This window comes from Thermoflavimicrobium daqui (genome assembly GCF_003313465.1).
In the GTDB taxonomy this organism is placed as follows: domain Bacteria; phylum Bacillota; class Bacilli; order Thermoactinomycetales; family Thermoactinomycetaceae; genus Thermoflavimicrobium; species Thermoflavimicrobium daqui.
The window spans coordinates 382,462-396,411 of the sequence record NZ_KZ845666.1 but is presented as its reverse complement, the minus strand read 5'-3'; the positions used below and the strand labels follow the sequence as shown (position 1 = coordinate 396,411).

The window sequence follows — 13,950 nt, the reverse complement described above, 5'->3', positions numbered from 1 at the left end:
GAGAATACGGTGGTCTCCACATCGGGAGAGGTCGAAAGCGAAGAGTGTGAAACTTTTGGTCTTGGAAATCCAAGTATTGGTCGACCGATTCATCATGTCCAAGCCTATGTATTGGATTCGTATAACCAGTTAGCCCCAATCGGTGTATGGGGAGAGCTATATGTAGGAGGAGCTGGGCTTGCAAGCTATTGGAATCGTCCTGAATTAGAGCGGGAACGATTTATTCCAAATCCATGGGGAGAAGGACGATTATTCCGTACCGGAGACCGAGTTCGCTACTTATCAGATGGACGTCTAGAGTTTGGAGGACGCAATGATGATCAGGTCAAAGTTCGGGGAATTCGGATTGAACCCGGAGAAGTTGAAGCAGTCCTTGCACAACATCCTACTGTTTCCTCCACGGCGGTAGTAGCACGTGAACATCGAGGAGAAACTCAGTTGGTCGCCTATGTGGTACCTGAAGAACAAGCAGAAAATCAAACCGAAGTGACTCACCATGTGTCGGATTGGCAACAGTTATTTGATGAAACATATGAATCACCTGCATTAGATCCTACCTTCCACATTGTAGGGTGGAATAGTAGTTACACAGGCGAATCCTTATCTCCAGCACAAATGCGGGAATGGGTAGAAGAAACCGTATCTCGGATTAAAGGGCTTAAACCTCGGCGGATCTTGGAGATTGGTTCGGGAACAGGGCTGTTACTTTTCCGTTTGATTGATGATTGTGAGCATTATGTTGGAACAGACTTTTCCAAAGTGGCTATCGATCACATCCGAAATGTTCTATGCCAAACCCCGACATGGCAGGAGCGTTTGGATCAAAGTATTGAGCTACATGTTAGCCGTGCGGATCAACTAGACTGGGTTCCGCAAGGAAGCTTTGATACAGTCATTATTAACTCAGTCATTCAGTATTTCCCTGATGCAGATTATTTGAAAAAGGTATTGCGTGTCGCTACAGAAGCGCTTTGCCCAGGAGGACATATCTTTGTCGGGGATGTACGTCACCATGGTTTATTAGGTTTACAACATGCATCCGTTCAACGTTATCGAAGCACAGGAAACGAATCATCGAAAAACTTATACGAAGTGGTGCGTGCGAATGTACGTCGGGAAGAAGAACTATTGATCGATCCACGTTTCTTCCATCAATTAACCCAAGAAATTCCTGCACTCGGATCGAGTACGGTATTACTTAAACGGGGAAAAGACTGGAATGAATTAACCCGATTCCGTTATGATGCGATCTTACAAGTCGGTTCATCTACTACTCAAGAAGTGAACGAATGGATGCAAGGCTCTGATCTATCATTGGCGACGATTCGCCAACAGTTAGCAACAGCAGCACCTGATCGCCTTTGTCTACAGCAAGTAGCCAATGCCAGACTCGTCGAAGATCATCTCTTTTTACAGAAGCTAGCAGAAGCTACTGATGAAACAGTTAGTGAGCTAGAAAAGCAACTTCGTGATGAACGAAAAGTAGGGATGGATCCTGAAAAGCTGTGGGAGCTAGCTGATGAATTAGGATACCAAGTCGAACTGAGCTGGGCGAGTGGATATTCAGATGGAAGCTTTGATGTGGTCTTTACGAAGCAAGGAGCCCAGTTACCTGATATTGCTTGGCCAGGCATTCAGATCGAGCGAAATGAGCCACTAGCCAATCTCCCTGTTCGTTCCAAACCAGTACTATCTGTAACAGAGCTTAGACGCTATCTACAAGATCGAGTCCCTGAAAGTATGATACCAGCCGCCTTTGTCATATTAGATGCATTACCACTCACACCAAATGGAAAGGTAGATCGAAAAGCGCTACCCGAACCCAAATTGAATGATCATGGAAGCGGAGCGAACTATGTAGCTCCACGCGATAGTATTGAAGCGCAATTAGTTACTGTATGGAGTGATTTGTTAGGAGTATCTCCTATTGGTATTGAAGACAATTTCTTTGAATTAGGTGGACACTCCCTAATGGCAACAAGGCTTATTTCACGAATTCGGGAAATTTGGGGCATTGAGCTATCCTTACAAACTTTATTTGAGAAGGGAACAATTTCAACTCTTAAGGAAATTATTGTTGAAACTCAGAAAGATTTAGCAGTAGATGAAACGCCTGAACTAAAACGAATCGAACGAAATGAAATACTGCCAGCGTCATTCGCTCAACAGCGGATTTGGGTATTAGATCAGTTAATCCCTGATAATCCTTTTTACAATGTCGCTAGTGCTATTGTTTTATCAGGATCTCTCAATATCAAGGCATTAAAGCAAGCCTTACAAGACTTGATAGATCGACATGAAACACTTCGAACTACTTTTGGTAAAGTGAATGGTCAGCCTGTTCAAATGATTGCAGAATCAATGCCGATTTCAGTAGATGTCATAGATATTAGTCATTTACAACCTTCTCAACGTGAAAGAGAAGTACAACGATATGCACGAGAAGAAGCGCTCCGCCCGTTTGACTTACAGAAAGGACCACTAGTTCGCGCATCCATACTACGCTTGACAAAGGAGCAACATGTACTGTTAGCCACCACACATCATATTATTTCGGATGGATGGTCAGTAGGGGTATTCCATCGTGAGCTGAGTCAATTGTACTCTGCCCAATGTGAAGGGAAAGAGCCCAATTTAAAGCCATTAGAGATTCAATATGTCGATTTTGCTACTTGGCAGAGAAAGTGGCTAACAGGTGATGAATTAGAGCGTCAAATGGAATATTGGCAGAACTATTTGGAAGGAATTAACCCGGTAGAAATACCTACCGACTTTGCACGTCCTGCTGTACCTAGCTTTACAGGGAATGCCATTTCGTTTACATTTAGCAAAGACTTTACTGAAAAGCTAGATATATTCTGTCATGAGCGTGGAGTTACTCCTTATATGGTACTTTTATCCTCGTTCTTTGCACTCCTTCGGCGTTATACAGGACAGGATGATTTAGCTGTTGGTACTCCCATCGCTAACCGAACGAGAGTGGAATTAGAAGATTTGATTGGTTTCTTTGTCAATACCTTAGTGATTAGAGTAAACACGGAAGGTGATCCGCGCTTTGAAGATTTACTAGAGCAAGTACGTGAACATACCATCGCAGCTTATGGTCATCAAGATCTGCCATTTGAAAAATTGGTAGAAATGCTTCTTCCTGAACGTGATCTTAGTCGGAATCCACTATTCCAGATCATGTTTGCGGTACAAAATGCTCCTTATGAAGATCTGAAAATGCAAGGATTACAAGTAAAACCTTTAGAAGTAGAAACACTTACAACCCGATTTGATATGGAAATGCATTTCGTAACAACAAAGCAAGGATTAGAAGGGATGCTTGTTTATAGTCGAGATCTCTTTGAACATGAAACAATCAAACGTTTTATTGGCCATTATCGACAGCTATTAGAATGGATCATTACCCATCCAACAACCCGAATATCAGAATGTCCCATTCTTTCATCGGATGAACGTTATCAATTGCTTTATGATTTTAATGATACCCATCGGTTATATCCTAGAGACAAAACGGTTCACAGCTTATTTGAAGAGCAAGTACGTACTCGAGCAGATGATGTTGCAATCATTGATGGCGATCGCACATGGACTTATCAGCAGCTTCATAGGCGTGTTGCTGCTATTAGAGAGCAACTGCTATCTACAGGAGTGAAGCCATATGAACGAGTAGGGCTGTTTATGCGACGCTCAGCTGATCTTGTCGCAGCCCAGTTGGCGATTTTGTCAGTAGGAGCCGTTTATGTTCCACTAGATCCGACTTATCCAAAATCACGTATCAGATACATGATTGAAGATGCGAATATTAGCGTATTAATGATAGATCAAAGAACAAAGGCGGAAGCGGATTTTATTTCAACAGATGTACGAAAAGTACAGGTCGATGATTTATCAGATATTCCAAATGGGTTTTTTGAAGCTCCAGATGTGAAAGCAACAGATCCGGCTTACATTATGTACACTTCAGGGTCTACAGGTCATCCTAAAGGGGTAGCAGTTCCACATCGAGCGATTATACGACTGGTCTATGGTAATGATTTTGTACCTTTTGGCCCTAAGCAACGTATACTCATGCTAGCTCCAACAGCATTCGATGCTTCTACTTTCGAGATATGGGGAGCTCTATTACATGGAGGGACGCTGATAGTCTATCCTCACCGAGCTCCAGATGTTCATGGTTTAAAACAAGTGATTCGTGAGTATCGTATTTCGTGTATGTGGCTAACATCCACTTTATTTAATACGATTATCGATGAACATCCACAAACATTAGAAACGGTCTCTTATTTGCTAGTAGGTGGAGAGGCTTTGTCTGTTCCTCATATTCGACAAGCACTAGAGCTTCTGCCACAAACACAATTGATTAACGGATATGGTCCGACTGAGGGAACGACATTTACATGTTGTTATCCTATCAAACGAACACTACCAGAGAAAGTTCGCTCGATTCCGATTGGCAAGCCGTTAGGGAATACACGTGTATATCTCGTTGATGAACATAAGCAACTGGTTCCAATTGGTGTACCTGGTGAGTTATATATTGCTGGCGATGGCTTAGCACTCGGATATTGGAATCGTTCGGAGTTAACTAATGAGAAGTTTATCATGCAACCTGTAAAAGATGGGCCTAATGATCGTGCATATCGAACAGGGGACATTTGCCGTTTTAGAAACGATGGAACGATTGAATATTTAGGGCGGTCTGATCATCAGGTAAAATTACGCGGATTCCGGATTGAGCTTGGTGAAATTGAAGCAGCCTTAGCTCGGCATCAAGCGGTTGCCCATGCGGTGGTTGATGTAAAACGTTCACTTGGTGGAATAAAAGGAAATGATCGTCTGGTAGCCTATGTGGTTAAAGAAAAAGAACAAGGATTCTTTAGTAGTCATGTTGAGGCGTGGCAAGGAGTATTTGACGAAGAATATCGTACAGCAGATGGAAACCTCCATACTACCTTTGATATTACAGGTTGGGTCAGTAGCTATACTGGAAAACTGATCGATTCAAAGGAAATGAATCAATGGGTTGATGATACGATTTCTCGAATTGGTTCTCAAAGTGGAAAACATGTACTGGAAATTGGATGTGGTACAGGACTTTTAATGTTCCGCCTTGCTCCAGATACAGAAAATTATGTGGGTACAGACATATCCAAGGTTGCCATCACAAATTTAAAGAAAACGATGCCTACCTATTTACCAAAAGGAAATGTTTCATTGCTACATGCACCTGCTCATGACTTGCAAACGATTCGTGATCATACCTTTGACACTGTGATTTTAAACTCAGTCGTTCAATACTTCCCAGATCTTTCTTATCTTGAAAATGTCCTTAAAGAAGTGATAAAGCAGGTTAAACCAGGTGGGAAAGTTTTCATCGGTGACTTACGAAGCTATCCATTACACCATTCCTTCGTATCAGGTGTAACATTAGCTAATTCTGCAGACGATATGTCCGTAGAGCAGCTCCAAAGTGATATAAAATCAAGGCTTATCCGTGAAGAAGAATTAATCATTCACCCAGCCTTCTTCTCTAAGCTTGAACAAGAATGTCCCGAAGTTGCTTATATCAACGTTTTACCAAAGCGATCTTACTATGCAAACGAAATGGTTCGTTATCGCTATGATGTTGAAATATATATAGGTTCAAAAGTGAAACGTAATTCAGATACATTTATCAACTGGGAAGAAGAAGATTGGACGCTCGAATCTTTTGAGAAATGGATTAAAGAAATTCAACCAGAAAGAGTATGTTTAGCAAATGTACCCAATGTGCGTGTGCTATCTGACTGGTTTGTCGCTTCAGGGAAAGCTCTGACAGGTGTTCAGACTGTTGGGGAATTACGTACAAAGTTGGAGTCTATGGATAAATGGGGAGTTCATCCAGAAAGCTTCTATGAGATAGCTGATCGTTATGGATATCGAGCTTATCTGGATTGGCGACATCATCACCAAGATGGTTCCTTTGATGTAGTTTTACTGAGCCAAAGAATGATAGCATCTGATTCGAATTGGATAGTACCGATTCGTCCTATAGAAAAATGGCCGGAAGTATTTGCCAACAATCCAATGAGAGAAAGCGATCATAACCAGCTGACGGCTGAACTACGTTCTTACTTGCGGGAAGAAGTTCCATCCTTTATGGTTCCGACAGATGTGGTCGTTCTTGATCAATTACCCATTTCACCTACGGGTAAAGTGGATCGTGCTAAGCTTCCAACTCCTGACTTGGAAAAACAAACGGATCGTAAGAAATATACTGCTCCCAGAACTGCTGAAGAACGGAAGCTTACATCAATGTTTAGTGATCTTCTAGGGGTTCAGAACGTAAGCATTGATGAGGGATTCTTTGAACTTGGTGGTCATTCATTAATGGCTACTCAGCTCGTTTCACGTATTCGAGATCAATTTGGTATAGAACTACCACTTCGTGAGGTGTTTGATAGCCCAACAGTACAAGGCATTGCTGCAAAGATTAATACATTTAAAAATCAAGTAATAAAACAGGAGCAAAATCGTATTCCCAAACGAGATACATCACTGGGACCTGCACGGATGTCCTTTGCTCAACAGCGTCTGTGGTTCTTAGATCAGTTGGAATCAAAATCAGCAGCCTATAACGTGCCGAGTGCAATGATTTATGACGGGCAATTAAATATCCATGCTCTTCAACAAGCAATAGACAGTCTGGTTCACCGACACGAAACTCTACGTACTACCTTCATGGATCAGGGGGGAATCCCTATTCAACAAGTTCATCCATCCATGAAGATATCAGTTGATTTGATCGATCTCTCTCATAGACCAGAAGAAAAGCAATTAGAAGAGGCACGCCAGCTTGCTCGTGAAGAAGCAGTTGCGCTATTTGATTTAGCAAGAGGACCACTTATGCGGGTTCGAGTTGTTCGTACTAAGAGCTTTGGAGATATCCTGTTGATTACCATGCACCATGTAATTTCAGATGGCTGGTCGATTGGTGTACTTTATCGAGAACTACAAACATTTTATGATGCTAGTTTGGTTCATGAAGAGAGTAAATTACGCCCTCTTTCTATTCAATATACCGATTTTGCTGAATGGCAACGAAAATGGTTGGATCAAGGTGAACGAGAGCGGCAGCTTGCTTATTGGAAAGAGCATCTTGATGGATTAACTCAACTGGATCTTCCTACAGACTATCCGAGACCTGCACGTAGTTCTTTCCGTGGTCGAGCGATTGAATTTGCTTTAGGTAAGGAGCTAACTCAAAAACTTGAGGATTTTGGAAAAGGGCAAGATGCCACATCATTTATGACATTATTAAGTGCATTCCAGCTTTTGCTGTCTAAGTATAGTGGTAGTCAGGATGTAGTGGTTGGGACACCCATAGCGAATCGCACACGAAGTGAAGTAGAAGACTTAATCGGCTTTTTTGTAAATAGTTTAGTGATGCGGACACATATTCAGTCTAATTTCACATTTGTCGATTTAGTTCATGCAGTCAAAGAGCAGACTCTTTCTGCTTATGCGCATCAAGATGTTCCTTTTGAGTTGCTAGTCCAGGAGCTACAGCCCAAACGTGACCTTTCTCGTAATCCGTTGTTCCAAATTTTATTTGCCGTGCAAAATATGCCTCAACAGGTATTAAAGATGGATAATAAAGAATTAAAACCTTTCGATGCAGGCGTACAAACAACACGGTTTGATATGGAGATACACTTTATTCGATCCGATCAGCAATTAGAGGGAATGTTGATTATCAGTGAAGATTTATTTACTAAAGAAACAGGGGAACGGATTGTTAACCATTTCCTTACATTGTTACAGGAATTACTTCAAAATCCGTATCAACTGATAGAAGATGCCTCGATGTTAGACAAAGAGGAGCGATTAGAGCTACAACAATTTACCAAAGGGGAGAACTTATCATATCCAGTTTGTGGAGTACATGAGCTCATCCGACAACAAGTAGAGAAAAAACCGATGGCGATTGCGTTAAAAGATGAATCTCGTGCTTTGACATACTTAGAGTTAGAAGAACGTTCTAATCAGATTGCTCATGCACTGATTCAAAAAGGAATTCGCCCGCAAGATCGTGTTGCGGTTTATATGTATCGTTCGATTGAATCCATCGTATCGATGCTAGGGGTTATGAAAACAGGTGCTGCTTATATTCCGTTAGATCCAGACTATCCAGAGAATCGACTGGCATTTATTAAAGAGAATGCAAGTGTTCATACTACACTAAATAACCTTGCGTTTGAGGAGTATATGGATGAACCTAAAACTCCACTCGAGCGAAAAGTGGATGGGAATACACCTGCTTATATCATCTATACGTCCGGTTCGACAGGTCAACCCAAAGGTGTAGAAGTTCCGCATCGTACGCTTACGAACTTATTAACATGGCAAAATCAGCGAAGAACAACGCATGAGCCGATGACTGTTCTACAATATTCATCACTTGGCTTTGATGTTTCATTACAAGAGATACTCGGAACCTTTATAGCTGGTGATACATTGTTTATACCTAGTCAACAAGTACGTCAGGACCCATATGAATTGGTTAAGACCTTACAAAAGGAAAACATCAACAAAATGTATGCCCCACCTGTGGCTCTTCGACAATTAGCAGAAGAAGCGATTCAACGGCAAGTAAGCTTCCCAGCGTTACGTGAGGTGTATGTAGCGGGAGAAGCACTTGAAATAACATCAAGCATTGTAGAAATGTTTAAGAAGTGCCCAGAATGTATTTTGGAAAACCAATATGGTCCTACCGAAAGCCATGTCGTAACAGCTTATCGATTGGATCAAGATCCAGAGAAATGGCCTCGTTTTCCAGTAATTGGACGTCCGATTGCTAATGTTCATATTTATTTAGTTGATCAGACATTACAATCGGTACCTAAAGGAAGCATTGGGGAAATTGTGATTGGGGGAGATTGTTTAGCCCTACGTTACCTTGACAATCCAGACTTAACAGCGGAGCGCTTTATTACGGATCCATCTGATCCGACTCGAAAATTATATCGGACTGGTGATCTAGGTCGATGGAGAAATGATGGGACGATCGAGTTTATGGGTCGACGGGATGATCAAGTCAAAATTAGTGGTTATCGGATTGAGTTAGGTGAGATCGAATCCCAGTTAGCAGAATATCCGATGGTAGCGCAAGCTGTGATAGGTGTTCATCGTGATACAAGTGGTGAGAAGTTTATGGTTGGTTATGTTGTACCTCAGCCTCATGCGACATTAGATACTTATGCTATACGAGAATACCTTATCACACGATTGCCACAATACATGGTGCCTTCAACTATTTTGACCATTGACAAGCTACCGTTAACACCAAGTGGAAAAGTGAACAGACAAGCTCTTCCCATTCCTGCCACGGCTAGACCCATGCTCCGTACAGAATATATTGCACCTGAAACTGAAATGGAACGAAAACTTGCAGCGATTTGGTGTGAGATTCTCGATTTAGATGAAGTAGGAGCAAACGATAATTTCTTTGAATTAGGTGGTAGTTCACTACGCTTAGTGCGTGTTCGAACTAGGATAGAAGAATGGTTGGAGCATACCATTGCTCTAGCAGATCTTTTCCAATATCCAACGATCCATAGTCTTGCAAAGTATCTAGAGCAAGGTAGAGAAGAGAAGACACTAAAGTCAGCTAGAGAACGTGCTGCTGCTGCTAGACGAGCTCGGGGAAGAAGGAGGTAAAAGGATGGACACGCGCATGGAGGATATCAATGAAACAGCGATCGCCATTATAGGCATGAGTGGACGTTTTCCTGGAGCCGAAAATATTGACCAATTTTGGTGTAATTTAAAAAATGGAATTGAAAGTATTCGACAGATTTCTGATGAAGAACTTTTGCGTAGAGGTATCAAAGAAGATGAACTAAACCATCCAGACTATGTAAAAGTTTTAGCGGCACCGACAAATATTACTGGCTTTGACGCGGGGTTTTTTGGCTTCACCCCGCGTGAAGCCCAAGTACTCGACCCACAACAACGTTTATTTTTTGAGTGTGCATGGGAAGCCCTAGAAAGTGCAGCCATTGTTCCAGATACAACCAATCAATCCATTGGTGTTTTTGGTGGAGTTGGCATGAATAATTATATTTTATTAAATTTAGCTTCAAATCCGGAGATAGCTCATGCTGTAGGGCCAATGTCTATACGTCTACTGAATGATAAGGATTTCCTTACAACACAAATTTCGTATCGTCTTAATCTTCATGGTCCCAGTGTATTGATTGGAACGGCTTGTTCGACTTCTCTTGTTGCTGTACACACAGCGTGTCAAAGTCTTTTATCATATGAATGTGATGTAGCACTTGCTGGAGGAGTAACCATTAATTTACCACATGGCATTGGTTATTATTACCGAGAAGGAGGCATTTTGTCACCAGATGGACACTGTCGCCCTTTTGATATTCAAGCGAAAGGGACAGTCGGCGGAAGTGGTGCAGGCATAGTAGTACTAAAACGGCTTCGTGATGCGATTTTGGATCAAGATCCAATCCGGGCAGTGATTCTAGGTTCAGCCATTAATAATGATGGGAGTAGGAAGGTAGGATATACTTCACCCAGTGTCTCAGGTCAGGCTGAAGTGATTGCAATGGCTCAGGAAATAGCCAATGTGGAACCAGATACCATTACCTATGTGGAAGCGCATGGAACAGCCACACCGATGGGTGATCCAATTGAAGTTGCTGCTCTGACTCAAGCATTTCGAGAACGTACAGAGCAAGTCGGGTATTGCACATTAGGTTCAGTAAAGGGGAATATTGGACATTTAGATGCCGCTGCTGGAGTTGTAGGCTTGATTAAGACTGTATTGGCTTTGGAACATAAACAGTTGCCACCGACATTGCATTTTAAACGTCCCAATCCAGAGTTACATTTAGAAACTAGTCCATTTCGTGTGAATAATAAGCTAGAGCCATGGAAAACAAACGGAGATGTGTATCGGGCTGGGGTAAGTTCATTTGGCATTGGGGGAACCAATGCTCATGTGATTGTTGAAGAAGCACCAAGCACCAATCGTAAAAGAAATATCAATCCTTCTCCGTCCCAATTGTTGTTATTATCTGGGCGTTCTGCTTCCGTTGTACATAGACAAATCGAGCGTCTGGTCGATTATCTGGAGAAAAATCCCCAAGTACATTTGGCTGATGTAGCACATACTTTACAGATTGGTCGTAAAGCATTTGAATATCGTACCTTTGTGACTGCTAATTCTGTAGACGAAGCTATTCACTGCTTGCGCGAGAAACAAGGTGATTCCCTTGATAAATCATGGAGTTCTCCTCAGGTGTATTTCCTTTTTCCAGGTCAGGGAGCTCAATATGAAACAATGGGAAAAAATCTCTATCAATCTGTACCCACATTCCGAAAAGCAGTTGACGAGTGTGCACATTATCTACTCTCGTTAATTGACGCAGATATTCGCGAAGTCTTGTTCCAAAAAGAAGCATTTGCAAAACTAAACGATACTAGGTGGACACAGATTGGTTTATTTGTAGTGGAATATTCTCTAGCACAAGTCTTCCTTGAACTAGGAATCCAACCTACAGGATTGTTGGGACATAGTTTGGGAGAATGGGTTGCTGCTTGTTTGGCTGGGGTTGTCGATCTTAAAACAGCTCTTCAAGTGATAGTTGCACGAGCTGAAGCAATGGCTACCCAACCCAAAGGAGCAATGCTTGCACTAAATTTATCTTCTCATGATGTACAAGAATGGTTGTCTGAAGAAATATCCCTTACCGGTATTTTAGGATCTAACCAAGTTGTTGTCGGTGGACCTATCCCAGCCATTGAACAGCTGGAACAAAAGTTAGTGATTCGCAAAGTCCGTTTTCGCCGTTTAAATACGTCTCATGCATTCCATTCCATGATGATGGAACCAGCAGCTGACCAATTCAAAGAAGCCATTCAACACATTCGTTTTCACTCGCCGAAAATTCCGTTTATATCCAATGTCACAGGAGACTGGATTACTTCAGATCAGGCTACAGATCCTGAATATTGGGCTAAACAGGTGAGGTCACCTGTCCGTCTAGGACTGGATAAATTAATGAATAAACAAGCAATTTTATTAGAAATAGGGCCAGGAGATACATTAGGAAGACTAGCCTTTCGACAAAAAGCAGTTCATCGCGTTGAGATGAATATCGTTACAACAATGGGCTGGTCTAATCAGGAGGTATCTGAGATAGAAGGATTGCTATCTTCTATCGGAAAGTTATGGGAACGGGGAGAAGTGATTCGGTTTCAGAAACTGTTTACTTATGAGGATGGGGTTCGTATATCTCTACCCACTTATGCTTTTGAAAGACAACATTATTGGATAGATTCTAAGTTATCTCCATCCCCTTATCCTACCCGTACGCACATTGAAGGAAAAGATCAACCTCATTTAGTAACAACGAATGAAAAAAAATCATTAGAAGAAGAGGACGAATACGAAAAGCTTGTGGCACAGCAAATTGCCCATGTATTGGGGATAGAAGATGTAAAAGCAACTGACGATTTTTTTGAGTTAGGTGGTACTTCGCTACTAGTGCCGGAAGTATTAATTGGACTCGAACAAAGATTAGGGAAACAGATTCCCCTACGTATGTTTTTTGAAAATACAAAAGTACGTAAACTAGCAGCAGTGTTACGAAAAATGAACGAGAAACAACAACCAGATACGAAAACAGTTGATTTTGTACAAGATTCTTTGTTGCCAGCTGATATTATTCCTGTTCAAGGTGAAGGGCAAGTTCCTTTTCAGGAAGTCCTATTGACAGGTGCAACAGGATTTGTAGGTAGTTTTGTATTAAAAGAAATCATGGAACAAACAAATGCACAGGTAACCTGTATTATACGAGCTGCAACAACCAAGGAAGCCATGCAGAAAATTTACCAATCGAAAGCGGGCTCGATGCTGCATCCGTATATAGAAAAAGGAAGGATTCGCTGTGTATTAGGTGATTTAACGCAACCTAATCTAGGGTTGTTGGATTCTGTTTACAATGAACTTTTAACACGGATTGATACTGTATTTCATATTGCTGCGAAAGTAAGCTATACATTACCTTATCAATGGATGCGTGAAGTGACTGTTAAGGGGACGGAACAAATGATCCGGTTTGCAAGTACCAAACGCCTTAAGCCACTTCATCTCATGTCTACCCTTGCTGTATTTAGTAATGAAGCTTATAAAGCTACAGAAAATGGACTAGAGGTTTTCTCTGTTCCCCACCCTGAAGGACTACAATTGGGATATGGTCAAAGCAAGTGGGTTTCGGAACAACTTGTTGTTACTGCATCTGAAAGAGGTTTACCTGTAACGATCCATCGACCTGGAATGATTGGTGGAGATAGTCAAACTGGAATACTTAATCAACAAGACTTTATGTGGAACCTTATTGTAGGATGTATTCAGTTGGGATGTGCTCCTGAATCAGACCAGATGCTAGATCTTGCACCTATTGATTATGTTGCAGGTGGAATGGTTCATTTGGCGCAGTGTCCTGAACATTTCAATCAGGCTTTTCATTATGTCAATAGAACAAGGATCACTTGGAAACAATTATTTTCATGGATTCAAGAAATAGGTTATCCGATTAAGATGATGCCCTTGGAAGAATGGGCACAAAAAATCATTTCTGAACCATCTAAGGTTTTACAAACCTCTTTAGGTGCTTTTATTCCAATGTTTCGAAGTTTGGATTCGGTCAGCCCCATTAATCACTTTTCAGACCAAAAGGCATATGACTCAATGAATGGTCATGTTCGATGTGAACCGATGAGTAAAAAGCTAATCATGAATTATATCGACTATTTGAAGCTGTTGAACTACCTACCTTCTCAGATAGAAGAATAGGAAAATAATCACCAAAAATGAAAGGTATATTGACATTAAAATATTCATAGGTTAACCTAGGGAGGAAATTTAGTTACGTGATG

At 41.5% G+C, this 13,950-nt stretch carries 2 protein-coding genes; both read left to right on the top strand.

The genetic code is table 11. The features are described 5' to 3' along the window. Window positions 1–9: 9 nt before the first annotated feature. On the top strand, window positions 10–9,708 hold the full coding sequence (locus DL897_RS09880) for a non-ribosomal peptide synthetase (RefSeq protein WP_113658977.1): 9,699 nt from the start codon (window positions 10–12) through the stop codon (window positions 9,706–9,708). A 4-nt stretch (window positions 9,709–9,712) separates the two neighbouring features. After that, window positions 9,713–13,867 (top strand): type I polyketide synthase, encoded by a 4,155-nt coding sequence (locus tag DL897_RS09875; RefSeq protein WP_113658976.1) that lies wholly within the window; start codon window positions 9,713–9,715, stop codon window positions 13,865–13,867. Window positions 13,868–13,950: the final 83 nt, after the last annotated feature.

Excerpts from the sequence above, each read along its gene's own strand:
- DL897_RS09875 (WP_113658976.1), top strand. The coding sequence starts at position 9,713 with ATGGACACGCGCATGGAGGATATCAATGAAACAGCGATCGCCATTATA.